Genomic DNA, 17,638 nt, shown 5'->3' on the forward strand with positions numbered 1-17,638 from the left:
GTTTCCTTATTTGATGCTGCGAATGTCGGCAAAATGACCAGTAACGGCGGCAGCGGCGGCCATGGCCGGGCTGACTAAGTGTGTGCGACCACCGCGGCCCTGACGGCCTTCAAAGTTGCGGTTGCTGGTGGAGGCACAGCGCTCGCTTGGGTTCAGGCGGTCATTGTTCATCGCCAGACACATCGAGCAGCCCGGTAAACGCCATTCAAACCCAGCTTCGATGAAGATCTTGTCCAGACCCTCCGCTTCCGCCTGCGCTTTCACCGGACCAGAACCCGGCACTACCAGCGCCTGTACGCCCGGCGCGACTTTGCGCCCTTTGGCGATTTCTGCCGCTGCGCGTAAATCTTCAATACGCGAGTTGGTGCAGGAACCGATGAACACTTTATCAATAGCGACTTCTGTTAAGGGAATGCCCGGTTTTAATCCCATGTAAGCCAACGCTTTCTCAGCCGATGCGCGCTCTACCGGATCGGCAAATGACGCCGGGTCGGGAATATTATCGTTCACTGAGATGACCTGACCCGGATTCGTTCCCCAGGTAACCTGCGGCGCAATCTCTTCTGCCTGCAGGGTGACGACGGTATCAAAGGTTGCGTTGTCGTCGGTTTTCAGTGTGTTCCAGTACTCAACCGCGTGGGTAAAATCTTCGCCCTTCGGAGCGTGTAAACGCCCTTGCACATAGTTAAAGGTGGTTTCATCCGGTGCGACCAGACCCGCTTTGGCACCCATTTCAATGGCCATGTTACACAGGGTCATTCGGCCTTCCATACTCAACGCGCGGATGGCTTCGCCACAAAACTCAACCACGTGTCCAGTACCGCCTGCGCTACCGGTTTTACCGATAATCGCCAGCACGATATCTTTGGCAGTAATGCCTGGGGCTGCTTTGCCATTGACTTCAATCTTCATGGTTTTAGCGCGCCCTTGTTTCAGGGTTTGCGTCGCCAGCACGTGTTCAACTTCAGAGGTGCCAATACCAAAGGCCAACGCGCCAAACGCGCCGTGTGTAGCGGTGTGGGAATCGCCGCAGACGATGGTCATTCCCGGCAACGTCACGCCTTGTTCAGGCCCCATTACATGGACGATCCCCTGATACGGATGGTTCAGATCGTACAATTCGACACCAAATTCATTGCAGTTTTTGATCAATTCCTGCATCTGAATACGCGCCATTTCGCCGGAGGCGTTAATGTCTTTGGTCTGTGTGGAGACGTTGTGGTCCATGGTGGCAAAGGTTTTACCTGGCTGGCGAACTTGACGTCCATGCGCGCGCAGCCCATCAAATGCCTGCGGAGAGGTCACTTCATGCACCAGATGTCTGTCGATATACAACAGCGGGGTTTCGTTTTGCGCCTCATAGACGACGTGCGCATCAAACAATTTTTCGTATAACGTTTTGGCCATGATTACACCCCTTCTGCGACATAACGGGCAATAATGTCACCCATTTCATCGGTACCGACTGCGGCAGCGCCACGGGCTAAGTCACCGGTGCGAATACCTTCTTCTAATGCGCGGTTGATGGCGCTCTCAATTGCGGTTGCCGCATCATTGGCGTCCAGGCTGTAGCGCAGCAGCAGCGCCAGCGACAGGATTTGCGCGATCGGGTTGGCAATGTTTTTTCCGGCGATGTCCGGGGCGGAGCCGCCAGCGGGCTCGTACAGGCCAAAACCCTGATCATTCAGGCTGGCGGACGGTAACATGCCCATTGAACCGGTGATCATGGCGCACTCGTCAGACAGAATATCGCCAAACAGGTTGGAACACAGCAGCACGTCGAACTGCGAGGGATCTTTGATCAACTGCATTGTCGCGTTGTCGATGTACATATGCGCCAGTTCAACGTCCGGATATTCATTCGCAATTTCATTGACGATTTCGCGCCACAGAATCGATGTTTGCAGTACGTTTGCTTTATCAATCGACGTGACTTTACGGCGACGCTGGCGAGCGGATTCAAACGCGATACGCGCAATACGTTCGATCTCGAAACGGTGATAAACCTCGGTATCAAACGCTTTTTCATGCTGTCCGCTGCCTTCGCGGCCTTTTGGCTGACCGAAGTAGATCCCGCCGGTCAGTTCGCGCACGCACAGGATGTCGAAACCGTTGGCGGCAATATCTGCACGCAGAGGGCAAAATGCTTCCAGTCCCTGGTACAGCTTAGCCGGACGCAGGTTGCTGAATAATTTAAAGTGCTTACGCAATGGCAGCAGCGCGCCGCGTTCAGGTTGCTGGTTTGGCGGCAGGTTTTCCCATTTCGGGCCGCCAACGGAGCCAAACAAAATGGCGTCAGCTTGCTCACAGCCTTCAACCGTCGCAGGCGGCAACGGCTGGCCGTGGTTATCAATGGCCGCACCACCCACGTCGTAGTGGCTGGTGGTAATGCGCATGTTAAAACGGTTGCGGATTGCGTCCAGTACCTTCAAGGCTTGCGCCATCACTTCCGGGCCAATACCGTCACCCGGCAAAACAGCAATATGATAATTCTTCGACATCACACGGTTTCCTTGTTGTTCTCGTTGTTCTGAGCTTTGCGTTGCAATTCTTTTTCGACTTCTTCAGCGCGCCAGATGTTGTTCAGCACATGAACCATCGCTTTTGCGGAAGATTCGACGATATCCGTTGCCAGACCGACGCCATGGAAGCGACGACCGTTATAGTTGGCAACGATATCCACCTGACCCAGCGCATCTTTACCGTGCCCTTTGGCGGTCAGACTGTATTTCACCAGTTCGATGTTATATTCGGTGACACGGTTGATGGCCTGATAGATGGCATCGACTGGACCGTTACCGTTCGCCGCTTCGGCTTTAACTTCTTCACCGCAGGCCAGTTTGACGGAGGCGGTGGCGATGTCATTTGAGCCGGACTGCACGCTGAAGTAATCCAGACGGAAATGCTCTGGCTCTTCTTGCTGTTTGTTAATAAAGGCCAGCGCTTCCAGGTCGTAATCAAATACCTGACCTTTTTTATCCGCCAGTTTCAGGAAAGCGTCGTACAGGTTGTCCAGGTTGTATTCATTTTCTTTATATCCCATCTCGTCCATACGGTGTTTTACCGCAGCGCGTCCGGAACGAGAGGTCAGGTTCAACTGTACCTGGTTCAGGCCGATGGATTCAGGGGTCATGATTTCGTAGTTTTCACGATTTTTCAGCACACCATCCTGATGGATACCAGAAGAGTGGGCAAACGCGCCGCTACCAACAATCGCTTTGTTGGCCGGGATAGGCATGTTGCAGATTTGGCTGACTAACTGACTGGTACGCCAGATTTCCTGGTGATTAATGCGGGTCTGTACGTTCAAAATATCTTTGCGTACTTTGATTGCCATGATCACCTCTTCCAGTGAGCAGTTACCGGCGCGTTCGCCGATACCGTTCATTGCGCCTTCCACCTGGCGAGCACCTGCGTGAACGGCTGCCAGTGCGTTGCCAACGCCAAGACCTAAATCATCATGGGTGTGCACGGAGATAATGGCTTTATCGATATTCGGTACGCGCTCATACAGGCCGGAAATAATTCCGCCAAACTCAAATGGCATGGTGTAACCGACGGTATCGGGGATATTGATGGTTTTTGCACCTGCGTTAATCGCGGCTTCTACCACGCGGGCCAGATCGGCGATAGGAGTACGTCCCGCATCTTCACATGAGAACTCCACGTCATCCGTATAATTACGCGCACGCTTAACCATGTAGATTGCTCGTTCGATCACTTCATCCAATGTGCTGCGTAATTTCGTCGCGATATGCATCGGTGAGGTGGCGATAAACGTATGAATACGAAAAGCTTCTGCGACCTTCAGCGATTCCGCGGCAACGTCGATATCTTTTTCTACGCAGCGGGCTAAGGCGCACACGCGGCTGTTCTTAACCTGACGAGCGATGGTTTGTACGGATTCAAAGTCACCTGGAGAAGAAACCGGGAAACCCACTTCCATCACGTCAACGCCCATACGCTCGAGGGCCAGCGCAATCTGCAGTTTTTCTTTTACACTCAGGCTCGCCTGTAACGCCTGTTCACCGTCGCGTAAGGTGGTATCGAAAATAATGACTTGCTGGCTCATGGTTTTGGTCCTTGGTCTTTAGGGCGCCTTGCTTCGAGCATAAAAAAACCCGCGCAACGGCGCGGGTTTTTGTCTTAACTGGAGCTGACTTAATGCTGAATGTCGTCCACCAGTCTACCGCGCAATGAAGATGCGTTTAGTAGTAGTAGACCGTTAAAACGAGCAATGTAAGTCATCAATCTGGCTCCAGGCGAATGCGATATGCTTTTAGTGGTACTGGATATGAGGTCTGATGTCAACCCCATGCCTCGTAAATGCCCTGCTTAAGGGATAAAGTTTCAACAAAACTTAAGCGAATTGTGCTGAATTTTTCTGGGTATATAAAATTAATTCACTGAGGGCTGAACACAGTTTTCACGGTTTGACATATTTGAGAATACTTATTTGCATTTATTGTAACGATGAACTAGAGATATCATCCCGATTGGGATTTTATATCTTTATGATTTATCTATTTTTATAGTAACTATGAATGGGTATGACCAGTGTACCACCCCAAAATTGATAAATTAATGTTAACTTTTAATGTATTAATAATATAAACATTTAATTAAAACTTAAATACGTATTCATGAAGCGTATGATTGTTTATTCGCCATGCTTATGGTTATATTGCTTTTGAAATTTAAACATATGAATCATCGCGCAATGACTTCTTCCGCGCGGCGTTTGTAGTGTTTTTTTGCACATTCAGATTTGTGCCTTTATGTTTTCCTAATTTTAATGTTTTCTCTTTTTCTCATTTTATATGCATGGTAAATCATATTAACGGAGGTTATTTCTTCACTCCGTCTGGGATTAAAAGGGAGTTTAGAGTGACAGTGGAGTTAAATATGCCAGAAGTAAAAATAATAGATAAACCAAATCTTATAGAGATGGGGAAGCCACAGCTTCGCATGGTTGATCTAAATTTATTAACCGTCTTTGATGCGGTGATGCAGGAACAAAACATTACTCGTGCTGCCCATTCGTTGGGGATGTCGCAACCTGCAGTCAGTAATGCGGTTGCGCGCCTGAAGGTCATGTTCAACGATGAACTTTTTGTGCGTTATGGTCGCGGGATCCAGCCGACTGCCAGGGCCTTCCAGCTATTTGGTTCCGTTCGCCAGGCGTTGCAATTAGTACAGAACGAACTGCCAGGTTCGGGCTTTGAACCTGGCAGCAGCGAGCGTGTATTCAATCTTTGCGTATGCAGTCCGTTAGATAATATCCTTACTTCGATGATTTATAATCGGGTTGAACAAGTCGCGCCAAACATTAATGTCGTATTTAAATCTTCGCTCAACCAGAATACAGAACATCAATTACGTTATCAGGAAACTGAGTTTGTTATTAGCTATGAAGACTTCCGTCGTCCGGAATTCACCAGTATTCCGTTATTCAATGACGAAATGGTGTTAGTGGCGAGCAAAAAGCATCCGCGCATTAGTGGTCCGCTGCTGGAAAGCGATCTCTATAATGAACAGCATGCCGTGGTTTCGCTCGATCGCTTCGCTTCATTCAGTCAACCGTGGTACGACACCCCGGATAAACAATCCTGCGTGGCCTATCAGGGCATGGCATTAATTAGCGTTCTTAATATTGTATCGCAAACGCATCTGGTCTCTATAGCGCCACGTTGGTTGGCAGAGGAATTTGCCGATTCTTTAGAGCTGCAGGTATTGCCTTTACCTTTAAAATTGAACAGCCGCACATGTTATCTTTCCTGGCATGAAGCTGCGGGGCGCGATAAAGGGCATCAATGGATGGAAGAACTGTTAGTCTCTGTCTGTAAACAGTAGCCACTGGCAGAATAAACTGGATAGCTCATCTGGTTTATTCTGCTTTTCGATTTATATCTGAAATTTTATGCTGAACTCTGGTTTTTACGCTTACCTGAAAGTGTAAAAAAATAGACTAATTGCTGTAAGTCCCCCTTTTTAAGCGATTATTTATCATATCAATTGCTTATGCTGGTTTAATTCTCCATATATTCGATTCTTTGCTCCATTTTATTCTTATTTACTCCGGTGTCACCCCTTCGGAGTCAATTGCCATGCGTCATCGTCAGCGGTTAATGTGTTGTTAAACCGTTATTCATTATAAGAGTGAGGCAAGCCATGGAGATGTTGTCTGGAGCCGAGATGGTCGTCCGATCGCTCATCGATCAGGGTGTGAAGCAGGTATTCGGTTATCCCGGGGGGGCCGTCCTCGATATTTATGATGCGTTGCATACAGTCGGCGGTATTGATCATGTGCTGGTTCGTCATGAGCAAGCCGCAGTACATATGGCTGATGGTTTGGCGCGTGCCACGGGAGAGGTGGGCGTCGTTTTAGTCACTTCCGGACCGGGGGCAACCAATGCGATCACCGGTATTGCAACAGCCTATATGGATTCCATTCCGTTGGTGATCCTCTCCGGGCAGGTCGCTACTTCACTGATTGGTTACGATGCCTTTCAGGAGTGTGACATGGTGGGCATATCCCGTCCGGTGGTAAAGCACAGCTTTCTGGTTAAACAAACGGAAGACATCCCGCAGGTGCTAAAAAAAGCCTTCTGGCTGGCGGCAAGCGGTCGTCCGGGACCTGTGGTGGTGGATTTACCGAAAGATATTCTGAATCCCGCGAAGAAACTGCCTTACAGCTGGCCAGAGTCAGTGAGTATGCGTTCGTATAATCCGACGACGACCGGGCACAAAGGACAGATAAAACGGGCTTTGCAGACGCTGGTCGCAGCGAAGAAACCGGTTGTGTATGTGGGAGGCGGGGCGGTGAATGCTGCCTGCCACGAACAGCTGAGGCAGATGGCTGAAGCACTTAATCTGCCAGTTGTCTCCTCGCTAATGGGCTTAGGTGCGTTCCCGGAAACGCATCGCCAGGCGCTGGGCATGTTGGGTATGCATGGTACTTACGAAGCCAATATGACCATGCATCATTCCGATGTGATCTTTGCCGTCGGCGTTCGCTTCGATGATCGCACGACCAATAACCTGGCAAAATATTGCCCGAATGCGACCGTGCTGCATATCGACATCGATCCGACCTCTATTTCAAAAACTGTCACGGCAGATATTCCGATTGTGGGCGATGCTCGCCTGGTGTTGGATCAGATGCTTGAACTGCTGGAGCAGGAGAAGTCGCTGCAGCCGCTGGATGATAACCGTGACTGGTGGCAACACATCGAGCACTGGCGTGCCCGTCAATGCCTGAAATACGACACGCAAAGCGAAAGTATTAAACCGCAGGCGGTGATCGAAACCATCTGGCGCCTGACGAAAGGGGATGCGTATGTGACCTCTGACGTTGGCCAGCATCAGATGTTTGCCGCACTATACTATCCGTTTGATAAACCGCGGCGCTGGATCAACTCAGGCGGCCTCGGCACCATGGGATTTGGTTTGCCCGCGGCGTTAGGCGTGAAAATGGCGCTGCCGGATGAAACGGTGGTCTGCGTCACCGGAGATGGCAGCATTCAGATGAACATTCAGGAGCTGTCGACGGCGCTGCAATATGAGCTGCCTGTGCTGGTACTCAACCTTAACAACCGTTATCTCGGCATGGTCAAACAGTGGCAGGACATGATCTATTCTGGACGTCATTCCCAATCTTACATGCAGTCGCTACCCGATTTTGTGCGCCTGGCTGAGGCTTATGGGCATATCGGTATCCAGATTAATCGGCCTGATGAACTGGAGAGCAAGCTGGGCGAAGCGCTGGAACATGTGCGTAACCACCGTCTGGTGTTTGTCGATGTTACCGTCGACGGTAGTGAACATGTCTACCCGATGCAGATTCGTGGAGGCGGGATGGATGAAATGTGGTTAAGCAAAACGGAGAGGACGTGATTATGCGCCGGATATTATCAGTATTGCTGGAAAACGAGTCGGGTGCATTATCGCGTGTTATTGGCCTCTTCGCCCAGCGTGGATACAACATTGAAAGCCTGACCGTCGCGCCGACTGACGATCCGACCTTATCGCGGATGACGATCCAGACGGTTGGAGATGAGAAAGTCCTGGAGCAGATCGAAAAGCAGCTTCACAAACTGGTGGACGTTTTGCGCGTCAGCGAACTGGGGCAGGGTGCTCACGTTGAACGAGAAATTATGCTGGTGAAAATTCAGGCCAGCGGTTATGGCCGGGAAGAGGTGAAACGCAACACGGAGATTTTCCGCGGGCAAATTATCGACGTTACGCCGTCTATCTACACCGTACAACTGGCGGGCACCAGCGATAAGCTGGATGCGTTTCTGGCAACGCTGCGTGAAGTCGCTAAAATTGTGGAAGTCGCTCGTTCCGGCGTGGTGGGGCTTTCCCGCGGCGATAAAATCATGCGCTAATCATGATCGGGTTCTTAATTCGCAAGCCCAACGACTCAGGTTGGGCTTTTTTTTGCGAAATCAGCGGTAACCAGAGACAAAAGCGGTTGCCGGAGTCATTATTCTGCGCTTAGATGTTAATAAATTTAACCCATGCCATCTCAAAGGTTATGGTTTGTACATTTTACGCAAGGGGCAATTGTGAAACTGGATGAAATCGCTCGGTTGGCCGGCGTTTCGCGAACGACTGCAAGCTACGTTATTAACGGTAAAGCAAAGCAATATCGCGTAAGCGACAAAACGGTTGAAAAAGTCATGGCGGTGGTGCGCGAGCATAATTACCACCCTAATGCCGTGGCGGCCGGGCTGCGTGCTGGACGCACACGTTCTATTGGGCTTGTGATCCCGGATCTCGAGAACACGAGCTATACCCGGATCGCAAACTATCTGGAGCGTCAGGCGCGTCAGCGCGGATATCAATTGCTGATTGCCTGCTCTGAAGATCAGCCGGATAACGAAATGCGCTGTATTGAGCATCTTTTACAACGCCAGGTTGATGCCATTATCGTGTCGACCTCCTTGCCGCCTGAACATCCGTTCTATCAGCGTTGGGCGAACAGTTCATTCCCAATTGTGGCGCTGGACCGCGCGCTGGATCGCGAACACTTTACCAGCATCGTGGGCGCAGACCAGGATGATGCGGAAATGTTGGCGGAGGAACTGCGTAAATTCCCTGCTGAAACCGTGCTCTATCTGGGGGCGCTCCCTGAATTATCCGTCAGTTTCCTGCGCGAACAGGGTTTCCGTACCGCGTGGAAGGACGATCCGCGTGAAGTGCATTTCCTGTATGCCAACAGCTACGAGCGGGAAGCGGCCGCGCAATTGTTTGATAAATGGCTGGAAACGCATCCCATGCCTCAGGCGCTGTTTACCACGTCGTTTGCCCTGCTGCAGGGAGTGATGGATGTGACCCTGCGTCGCGATGGTCAATTACCGTCTGATTTAGCGATTGCGACGTTTGGCGATCACGAACTGCTCGACTTCCTGCAGTGCCCGGTACTGGCGGTGGCGCAGCGCCATCGTGATGTTGCAGAACGCGTGCTGGAGATTGTATTGGCAAGCCTTGACGAGCCACGTAAACCAAAACCAGGTTTAACGCGTATACGGCGTAATCTGTACCGTCGCGGTATTCTCAGCCGTAACTAAGTCCTCTCTATTGATGACGTCGGCAGGATATCTCTGGCGTCATCAAATTTTCCATTATCAGAAATAACCGCATTATAATTAAGAATATTCTTTAGAATTATCTTAATTTCATCTTAAATAATGGCGAATTAAAAAAGCAACTAACCATTTTCGGGTTATTGATACGTAACTGCGCGTTACGGTTGTATTATTTTGTTACATGCTTGTATGGAATTGACGAATTAACAAACACTTCGCTGCCGTACTGCGACAATCTCGCCCCTGCCTCACTCCTGTGCGGTGTACAGACTGATTAACTGGTACTGTTATCTCGCTGCATATTGTCCTAAAATGCCGCTCGCGTCGCAAACTGACACTTTATATTTTCTTCTGATGATATTCAGTTGTTTTAAACAATGATGAGTTGTTGGATTTTTTTCTTACAAATATTCATGACGTTAATTTGCTTCGTTTGCTGTACGGAATTTGCTCAACGCAGATATTAGCCGTAAACAATGGGTTTTTTGCTCCGCTAAGCGCCGTGACTTGCTTGACAAGGTTTTCCTCCGCTCCGTAAACTCCTTTAAGTGGGAATTTGTGGGATAAAGTGGTAATCGGGGGTGAGACTGGCATGTTCCGGGGAGCAACGTTAGTTAATCTCGACAGTAAAGGGCGCTTATCGGTGCCTACCCGTTATCGGGATCAACTGCTCGAGAGCGCTACCGGTCAAATGGTTTGTACCATTGACATCCATCACCCGTGCCTGCTGCTGTACCCCCTGCCTGAATGGGAAATTATCGAGCAGAAGTTATCGCGTCTGTCGAGCATGAATCCAGTTGAGCGTCGCGTACAGCGCTTATTGCTGGGTCATGCCAGCGAATGTCAGATGGATAGCGCTGGTCGATTATTGATAGCGCCCATTCTGCGGCAACACGCAGGGCTAACGAAAGAAGTGATGCTGGTTGGGCAGTTCAATAAGTTTGAGCTGTGGGATGAAACGACCTGGTATCAACAGGTCAAGGAAGATATCGACGCTGAGCAGTCTGTTACCGGCGCGCTGTCGGAACGATTGCAGGATTTGTCTCTATAAAATGATGGAAAACTATAAACATACAACGGTGTTGTTGGATGAAGCCGTAAACGGCCTGAATATTCGTCCAGACGGCATCTACATTGACGGGACATTTGGTCGCGGCGGTCACTCACGTCTGATCCTCTCACAGCTTGGCGAAGAAGGACGTTTACTGGCTATCGATCGCGATCCACAGGCGATTGCCGTTGCACAGACGATTACCGATCCCCGTTTTTCCATCGTACATGGACCTTTTTCTGCGCTGGCTGACTATGTCGCCGAACGCGGACTGACCGGTAAGATCGACGGGATTCTTCTCGATCTTGGGGTTTCTTCTCCGCAGCTTGATGACGCGGAACGCGGATTCTCATTTATGCGTGACGGTCCATTAGATATGCGTATGGACCCAACACGTGGTCAGTCAGCAGCTGAATGGCTGCAAACCGCCGATGAAGCAGACATTGCCTGGGTGATTAAAACCTTTGGCGAAGAGCGCTTCGGCAAACGCATTGCTCGCGCCATCGTAGAGCGCAATCGCATCGAACCGATGACCCGCACCAAAGAGCTGGCGGAAGTGATTGCGGCGGCAATGCCGGTGAAAGACAAATTCAAACATCCCGCGACCCGTACCTTCCAGGCGGTGCGCATTTGGGTGAACAGTGAACTGGAGGAGATAGAGCAGGCGCTAAAAAGCTCGCTCAGCGTGCTGGCACCAGGTGGTCGCCTTTCGATAATCAGTTTCCATTCGCTTGAAGATCGCATTGTGAAACGCTTTATGCGTGAACAAAGCCGTGGTCCTCAGGTTCCGGCTGGAATACCGATGACCGAAGCGCAGATCAAAAAGCTGGGCGGCCGTGAGTTAAGAGCACTAGGCAAGATGATGCCGGGCGAAGAAGAGGTTGCTGAAAATCCTCGTGCCCGTAGTTCAGTTCTGCGTATTGCAGAGAGGACGAACGCATGATCGGCAGAGTGACAGAAGCCCTCAGCAAAGTTAAGGGATCGATAGGAAGCAACGAGCGCCATGCCTTGCCTGGCGTGATCGGTGACGATCTTTTGCGGTATGGGAAGCTGCCACTCTGCCTGTTCATTTGCATTATTTTGACGGCGGTTACCGTCGTGACCACAGCACACCATACGCGGTTACTGACCGCGCAGCGTGAGCAACTGGTTCTGGAGCGAGATGCGTTAGATATCGAATGGCGCAACTTGATCCTTGAGGAGAATGCGCTCGGTGATCATAGCCGTGTTGAACGGATCGCAACGGAAAAGCTGCAAATGCAGCATGTTGATCCCTCACAAGAAAACATCGTAGTACAAAAATAAGGATAAACGCGACGCATGAAAGCAGCGGCAAAAACGCACAAACCAAAACGCCAGGAAGAACAAGCCAACTTTATCAGTTGGCGTTTTGCGTTACTGTGCGGCTGTATTTTGCTGGCACTGGGTTTTCTGCTGGGGCGCGTTGCCTGGCTGCAAATCATCGCGCCGGACATGCTGGTACGTCAGGGCGATATGCGCTCTCTGCGCGTCCAGGAAGTGTCCACCTCGCGCGGAATGATTACCGACCGTTCAGGACGTCCGCTGGCGGTGAGCGTACCGGTGAAGGCGATTTGGGCCGATCCGAAAGAGGTGCATGATGCAGGCGGCGTGAGCGTTGGCGAGCGCTGGCGAGCGCTGTCGACGGCCCTGAATATCCCGCTTGATCAACTGGCTTCCCGCATTAACGCCAACCCGAAAGGACGCTTTATCTATCTGGCACGTCAGGTAAACCCTGACATGGCTGACTACATCAAAAAACTCAAGCTGCCAGGGATTCACCTGCGTGAAGAGTCCCGCCGTTACTATCCTTCTGGAGAAGTGACCGCTCACCTCATCGGTTTTACTAACGTCGACAGTCAGGGGATTGAAGGCGTTGAGAAAAGCTTCGACAAATGGCTCACCGGACAACCGGGTGAGCGTATTGTACGTAAAGACCGTTATGGCCGCGTCATTGAGGATATTTCCTCTACCGACAGCCAGGCGGCGCATAACCTTGCGCTGAGTATTGATGAGCGTTTACAGGCGCTGGTCTACCGTGAACTGAATAACGCTGTGGCCTTTAACAAGGCGGAATCAGGCAGCGCGGTGCTGGTGGATGTAAATACTGGTGAAGTGCTGGCGATGGCGAACAGCCCGTCTTACAACCCAAACAATCTCACCGGTACGCCAAAAGACGCTATGCGCAACCGTACCATTACCGACGTGTTTGAACCGGGTTCTACCGTTAAGCCGATGGTGGTGATGACGGCGCTGCAGCGTGGCGTTGTACGCGAAAACACCGTGCTCAACACTATCCCTTACCGAATTAATGGCCACGAAATCAAAGACGTGGCGCGTTATAGCGAATTGACCCTCACCGGGGTTTTGCAGAAGTCGAGTAACGTCGGTGTTTCCAAGCTGGCGTTAGCGATGCCGTCCTCAGCGTTAGTAGACACTTACTCACGTTTTGGGCTGGGAAAAGCGACCAATTTGGGGTTGGTCGGAGAACGCAGTGGCTTATATCCTCAAAAACAACGGTGGTCTGACATAGAGAGGGCCACCTTCTCTTTCGGCTACGGGCTGATGGTAACGCCGTTACAGTTAGCGCGAGTCTACGCAACGATCGGCAGCTATGGCGTTTATCGCCCGCTGTCGATTACCAAAGTTGATCCTCCCGTTCCGGGCGAGCGTATCTTCCCGGAAGCGACCGTACGCACCGTGGTGCACATGATGGAAAGCGTGGCGCTGCCCGGTGGCGGCGGCGTGAAGGCGGCGATTAAAGGCTATCGTATCGCCATTAAAACCGGTACGGCGAAAAAAGTGGGGCCGGATGGCCGCTACATCAACAAATACATTGCTTATACCGCAGGCGTTGCGCCTGCGAGTCAGCCGCGCTTCGCGCTGGTTGTTGTTATCAACGATCCGCAGGCGGGTAAATACTACGGTGGCGCCGTTTCCGCGCCGGTCTTTGGTGCCATCATGGGCGGCGTTCTGCGCACCATGAACATCGAGCCGGATGCGCTGACAACGGGCGATAAAAATGAATTTGTGAATAATCAAGGCGAGGCAACAGGTGGCAGATCGTAATTTGCGCGACCTTCTTGCTCCATGGGTGCCGGGTGCACCGGAGCGAGCACTGCGGGAGATGACGCTCGACAGCCGTGTGGCTGCATCAGGCGATCTCTTTGTCGCAGTATTGGGTCATCAGGCGGACGGGCGTCGGTATATCCCGCAGGCGATAGCGCAAGGTGTGGCTGCCATTATTGCAGAAGCAAAAGATGAAGCTGCTGACGGTGAAATCCGCGAAATGCACGGTGTACCGGTTATCTATCTGAGCCAGCTTAACGAACGCTTATCTGCACTGGCAGGCCGTTTTTACCACGAGCCTTCTGAGAAAATGCGTCTGGTCGGCGTGACCGGGACGAACGGTAAAACCACCACCACCCAATTGCTGGCACAGTGGAGCCAACTGCTTGGTGAAACCAGCGCGGTAATGGGCACGGTAGGCAATGGCCTGTTGGGTAAAGTGATCCCAACGGAAAACACCACCGGTTCAGCCGTTGATGTCCAGCATGTGCTGGCAGGGCTGGTTGCGCAGGGTGCCACGGTGGGCGCGATGGAAGTCTCCTCGCACGGTCTGGTGCAACATCGTGTGGCGGCGCTGAAGTTTGCCGCCTCGGTATTCACCAACCTGAGCCGCGATCATCTGGATTACCACGGCGATATGGAGCACTACGAAGCCGCGAAATGGCTGCTGTATTCCACGCACCATTGCGGTCAGGCTATTGTCAATGCGGATGATGAAGTCGGTCGTCGCTGGCTGGCAAAATTGCCGGATGCGGTTGCTGTGTCGATGGAAGGCCATATCAACCCGAACTGTCACGGTCGTTGGTTAAAAGCGATTGACGTGGATTATCACGACAGCGGCGCGACGATTCGATTTTCCTCCTCATGGGGCGACGGCGAAATTGAAAGCCGCCTGATGGGGGCGTTTAACGTCAGCAATCTGCTGCTGGCGCTGGCAACGCTGCTGGCGCTGGGGTATCCGTTAGCTGATTTACTGAAAACGGCGACACAATTACAGCCGGTTTGCGGGCGTATGGAAGTGTTCAGCGCACCGGGTAAAACCACCGTGGTGGTTGATTACGCCCATACGCCAGATGCGCTGGAAAAAGCGCTGCAGGCAGCGCGTTTGCACTGCACTGGCAAACTGTGGTGCGTCTTTGGCTGCGGCGGGGATCGCGATAAAGGCAAACGTCCGTTGATGGGCGCAATTGCCGAGCAGTTTGCAGATGTTGTTGTGGTGACCGATGACAACCCGCGTACCGAAGAGCCGCGCGCCATTATTAACGATATTCTGGCGGGGATGCTGGATGCCGGGCAGGCGAAGGTGATGGAAGGTCGCGCAGAAGCGGTGACAAACGCCATTATGCAGGCGAAGGAAAACGACGTGGTGCTGGTGGCCGGGAAAGGTCACGAAGACTACCAGATCGTCGGCGCACAGCGCCTTGACTATTCTGACCGCGTAACGGCAGCGCGCCTGCTGGGGGTAATCGCATGATTAGCGTAACGCTCAGCCAACTGGCTGAGATCCTCCGTGGCGAACTGAAAGGGGCCGATCTGACCCTTGATGCGGTGACAACCGATACGCGTAAAGTGACACCAGGCTGCCTGTTTGTGGCACTGAAAGGCGAACGTTTTGACGCTCATGATTTTGCCGACAAGGCACAAGAGAGCGGGGCGGGCGCACTGTTGGTCAGCCGTCCTCTGGACACCGATCTGCCGCAGTTGATTGTTAACGATACGCGTCTGGCGTTTGGTGAACTGGCAGCGTGGGTACGCGCCCAGGTTCCGGCGCGTGTTGTCGCGTTGACCGGCTCTTCTGGTAAAACGTCAGTCAAAGAGATGACGGCCTCCATTTTGAGTAAGTGTGGCAACACGTTATATACCGCGGGAAACCTGAATAACGACATCGGCGTTCCGATGACGCTGCTGCGCTTAAACAACGATTACGACTATGCCGTGATTGAGCTCGGCGCCAATCATCAGGGTGAAATCGCCTGGACCGTTGGCCTGACTCGCCCGGAAGCCGCGCTGGTGAACAACCTTGCCGCCGCGCATCTGGAAGGTTTCGGTTCTCTGGCGGGTGTAGCGAAGGCAAAAGGTGAGATTTTTACCGGCCTGTCAGCGAACGGTATCGCCATTATGAATGCCGACAACAACGACTGGCTGAACTGGCAGCACATTATCGGCAATCGCAAAGTCTGGCGTTTTTCGCCGAATGCGGCTAACAGCGACTTTTCGGCGGCCAACGTACATGTGACCTCACACGGCACGGAATTTACGCTGCAAACGCCAACCGGAAGCATTGATGTTCTGCTACCGCTGCCGGGTCGCCATAACATTGCTAACGCCCTGGCGGCGGCGGCGCTCGCTATGGCGGTAGGCGCGACACACGATGCGATCAAAGCGGGTCTGAAGGATTTGCAAGCGGTACCGGGGCGTCTGTTCCCGATTCAACTGGCAGAAAACCAACTGCTGCTGGACGACTCCTATAACGCTAACGTCGGATCCATGACCGCAGCGGTACAGGTGCTGTCTGAAATGCCAGGCTATCGCGTGCTGGTGGTTGGCGATATGGCAGAGCTTGGCGCGGAAAGCGAAGCATGTCACGTGCAGGTGGGTATCGCTGCGAAGGCGGCGGGTATCGACCGTGTGCTGAGTACAGGGAAACTGAGTCAGGCAATTAGCCATGCCAGCGGCGTTGGTGAGCATTTTGCGGATAAAACCGCGCTGACCGCGCATCTTAAAGCATTGATTGCAGAACATCAGGTCATGACGATTTTAGTGAAGGGTTCACGTAGTGCCGCCATGGAAGAGGTAGTACGCGCATTACAGGAGAATGGGACATGTTAGTTTGGCTGGCCGAACATTTGGTCAAATATTATTCCGGCTTTAACGTCTTTTCCTATCTGACGTTTCGCGCCATCGTCAGCCTGCTGACCGCGCTGTTCATCTCTTTGTGGATGGGCCCGCGCATGATCGCCCGCTTGCAAAAAATGTCCTTCGGACAGGTCGTGCGTAACGACGGTCCGGAATCGCACTTCAGTAAACGCGGTACGCCTACCATGGGCGGGATTATGATCCTCACCGCAATTGTTATCTCTGTTCTGTTGTGGGCATACCCGTCGAACCCGTACGTCTGGTGCGTGCTGGTGGTTCTGATCGGTTACGGCATTATCGGTTTTGTCGATGACTACCGCAAAGTGGTACGCAAAGACACCAAAGGCCTGATTGCGCGCTGGAAATATTTCTGGATGTCGGTGATTGCGCTGGGCGTGGCCTTTGCGCTGTATCTGGCCGGTAAAGATACTCCGGCGACCGAGTTGGTGGTGCCGTTCTTTAAAGACGTGATGCCGCAACTGGGTCTGTTCTATGTTCTGCTGGCGTACTTCGTGATTGTGGGGACCGGCAACGCGGTCAATCTCACCGACGGTCTGGATGGCCTTGCCATTATGCCGACTGTGTTCGTCGCAGCAGGCTTTGCGCTGGTGGCGTGGGCGACCGGTAACATGAACTTCGCCAGCTATCTGCACATTCCCTATTTACGTCATGCGGGTGAGCTGGTGATCGTCTGTACGGCGATTGTCGGCGCGGGCCTGGGCTTCCTGTGGTTTAACACCTATCCGGCGCAGGTCTTTATGGGCGACGTCGGATCGCTGGCGCTGGGCGGCGCGCTGGGCATTATTGCCGTGCTGCTGCGTCAGGAGTTCCTGCTGGTGATCATGGGCGGCGTATTTGTTGTAGAAACGCTGTCGGTCATTCTGCAGGTTGGCTCATTTAAGCTGCGCGGACAGCGCATCTTCCGTATGGCGCCGATTCACCACCACTATGAACTGAAGGGCTGGCCGGAACCGCGCGTCATTGTGCGCTTCTGGATTATTTCGCTGATGCTGGTGCTGATTGGCCTGGCAACGCTGAAGGTACGTTAATC

The 17,638-nt window shown here is 52.3% G+C and carries 15 protein-coding genes; 11 read left to right on the forward strand and 4 right to left on the reverse strand.

The genetic code is table 11. The features are described 5' to 3' along the window. Positions 1-6: 6 nt before the first annotated feature. The 4 genes from leuC to leuL all read right to left on the reverse strand — a co-directional run bounded on the left by leuC (position 7) and on the right by leuL (position 4,317). Positions 7-1,407: a 3-isopropylmalate dehydratase large subunit gene (leuC, locus tag ACU8YC_RS14320; protein WP_446895468.1), complete on the reverse strand. Its 1,401-nt coding sequence runs from the start codon at positions 1,405-1,407 to the stop codon at positions 7-9. Between the two features lie 2 nt (positions 1,408-1,409). Next, complete coding sequence (gene leuB / locus ACU8YC_RS14325; RefSeq protein WP_003845728.1) at positions 1,410-2,501, reverse strand: 3-isopropylmalate dehydrogenase; 1,092 nt, start codon at positions 2,499-2,501, stop codon at positions 1,410-1,412. Next, positions 2,501-4,072: a 2-isopropylmalate synthase gene (gene leuA, locus ACU8YC_RS14330; RefSeq protein ID WP_048212702.1), complete on the reverse strand. Its 1,572-nt coding sequence runs from the start codon at positions 4,070-4,072 to the stop codon at positions 2,501-2,503. Before leuA ends, leuB begins: the two co-directional genes overlap by 1 nt. Before the next feature lie 89 nt (positions 4,073-4,161). Further along, positions 4,162-4,317 (reverse strand): leu operon leader peptide, encoded by a 156-nt coding sequence (gene leuL, locus ACU8YC_RS14335; protein ID WP_348772783.1) that lies wholly within the window; start codon positions 4,315-4,317, stop codon positions 4,162-4,164. Positions 4,318-4,905: 588 nt separating this feature from the next. Here leuL and leuO point away from each other — a divergent pair. From leuO to mraY, 11 genes are all read left to right on the forward strand, one after another. Continuing rightward, complete coding sequence (leuO, locus tag ACU8YC_RS14340) at positions 4,906-5,853, forward strand: transcriptional regulator LeuO (protein WP_151216734.1); 948 nt, start codon at positions 4,906-4,908, stop codon at positions 5,851-5,853. Positions 5,854-6,171: 318 nt separating this feature from the next. Next, positions 6,172-7,896, forward strand: coding sequence for an acetolactate synthase 3 large subunit (gene ilvI / locus ACU8YC_RS14345; protein WP_446895469.1), 1,725 nt, complete (start codon positions 6,172-6,174; stop codon positions 7,894-7,896). Between the two features lie 2 nt (positions 7,897-7,898). Further along, positions 7,899-8,390, forward strand: a complete 492-nt coding sequence (gene ilvN, locus ACU8YC_RS14350) for an acetolactate synthase small subunit (protein ID WP_003829566.1) — start codon at positions 7,899-7,901, stop codon at positions 8,388-8,390. 180 nt (positions 8,391-8,570) lie between these two features. After that, positions 8,571-9,575, forward strand: a complete 1,005-nt coding sequence (gene cra / locus ACU8YC_RS14355) for a catabolite repressor/activator (protein ID WP_446895470.1) — start codon at positions 8,571-8,573, stop codon at positions 9,573-9,575. A 610-nt stretch (positions 9,576-10,185) separates the two neighbouring features. Continuing rightward, positions 10,186-10,644, forward strand: a complete 459-nt coding sequence (mraZ, locus tag ACU8YC_RS14360) for a division/cell wall cluster transcriptional repressor MraZ (protein ID WP_005124560.1) — start codon at positions 10,186-10,188, stop codon at positions 10,642-10,644. A 1-nt stretch (position 10,645) separates the two neighbouring features. Continuing rightward, positions 10,646-11,587 carry a 16S rRNA (cytosine(1402)-N(4))-methyltransferase RsmH gene (gene rsmH / locus ACU8YC_RS14365; protein ID WP_042312345.1) on the forward strand — a complete coding sequence of 314 codons (942 nt, stop codon included), beginning with the start codon at positions 10,646-10,648 and terminating at the stop codon, positions 11,585-11,587. Further along, positions 11,584-11,949: a cell division protein FtsL gene (gene ftsL, locus ACU8YC_RS14370; RefSeq protein WP_151216736.1), complete on the forward strand. Its 366-nt coding sequence runs from the start codon at positions 11,584-11,586 to the stop codon at positions 11,947-11,949. Before rsmH ends, ftsL begins: the two co-directional genes overlap by 4 nt. Before the next feature lie 15 nt (positions 11,950-11,964). Then, positions 11,965-13,731, forward strand: a complete 1,767-nt coding sequence (ftsI, locus tag ACU8YC_RS14375; protein WP_151224550.1) for a peptidoglycan glycosyltransferase FtsI — start codon at positions 11,965-11,967, stop codon at positions 13,729-13,731. Continuing rightward, a complete protein-coding gene (gene murE, locus ACU8YC_RS14380; RefSeq protein WP_446895471.1) occupies positions 13,718-15,205 on the forward strand; it encodes a UDP-N-acetylmuramoyl-L-alanyl-D-glutamate--2,6-diaminopimelate ligase in 1,488 nt (495 codons plus the stop codon). Before ftsI ends, murE begins: the two co-directional genes overlap by 14 nt. Further along, the gene (gene murF, locus ACU8YC_RS14385; protein ID WP_446895472.1) at positions 15,202-16,560 is read left to right on the forward strand and encodes a UDP-N-acetylmuramoyl-tripeptide--D-alanyl-D-alanine ligase; all 1,359 of its coding nucleotides are present in this window, start codon (positions 15,202-15,204) and stop codon (positions 16,558-16,560) included. Before murE ends, murF begins: the two co-directional genes overlap by 4 nt. After that, on the forward strand, positions 16,554-17,636 hold the full coding sequence (mraY, locus tag ACU8YC_RS14390) for a phospho-N-acetylmuramoyl-pentapeptide-transferase (RefSeq protein ID WP_045439803.1): 1,083 nt from the start codon (positions 16,554-16,556) through the stop codon (positions 17,634-17,636). The genes murF and mraY overlap by 7 nt, the downstream gene beginning before the upstream one ends. Positions 17,637-17,638 lie beyond the last annotated feature (2 nt).

The organism is Citrobacter sp. VF227 (assembly GCF_052950715.1).

Coding starts and splice junctions, on each gene's coding strand:
- leuC (WP_446895468.1), bottom strand. CDS start 1,407: ATGGCCAAAACGTTATACGAAAAATTGTTTGATGCGCACGTCGTCTAT.
- leuB (WP_003845728.1), bottom strand. CDS start 2,501: ATGTCGAAGAATTATCATATTGCTGTTTTGCCGGGTGACGGTATTGGC.
- leuA (WP_048212702.1), bottom strand. CDS start 4,072: ATGAGCCAGCAAGTCATTATTTTCGATACCACCTTACGCGACGGTGAA.
- leuL (WP_348772783.1), bottom strand. CDS start 4,317: ATGGGGTTGACATCAGACCTCATATCCAGTACCACTAAAAGCATATCG.
- leuO (WP_151216734.1), top strand. CDS start 4,906: ATGCCAGAAGTAAAAATAATAGATAAACCAAATCTTATAGAGATGGGG.
- ilvI (WP_446895469.1), top strand. CDS start 6,172: ATGGAGATGTTGTCTGGAGCCGAGATGGTCGTCCGATCGCTCATCGAT.
- ilvN (WP_003829566.1), top strand. CDS start 7,899: ATGCGCCGGATATTATCAGTATTGCTGGAAAACGAGTCGGGTGCATTA.
- mraZ (WP_005124560.1), top strand. CDS start 10,186: ATGTTCCGGGGAGCAACGTTAGTTAATCTCGACAGTAAAGGGCGCTTA.
- rsmH (WP_042312345.1), top strand. CDS start 10,646: ATGATGGAAAACTATAAACATACAACGGTGTTGTTGGATGAAGCCGTA.
- ftsL (WP_151216736.1), top strand. CDS start 11,584: ATGATCGGCAGAGTGACAGAAGCCCTCAGCAAAGTTAAGGGATCGATA.
- ftsI (WP_151224550.1), top strand. CDS start 11,965: ATGAAAGCAGCGGCAAAAACGCACAAACCAAAACGCCAGGAAGAACAA.
- murF (WP_446895472.1), top strand. CDS start 15,202: ATGATTAGCGTAACGCTCAGCCAACTGGCTGAGATCCTCCGTGGCGAA.
- mraY (WP_045439803.1), top strand. CDS start 16,554: ATGTTAGTTTGGCTGGCCGAACATTTGGTCAAATATTATTCCGGCTTT.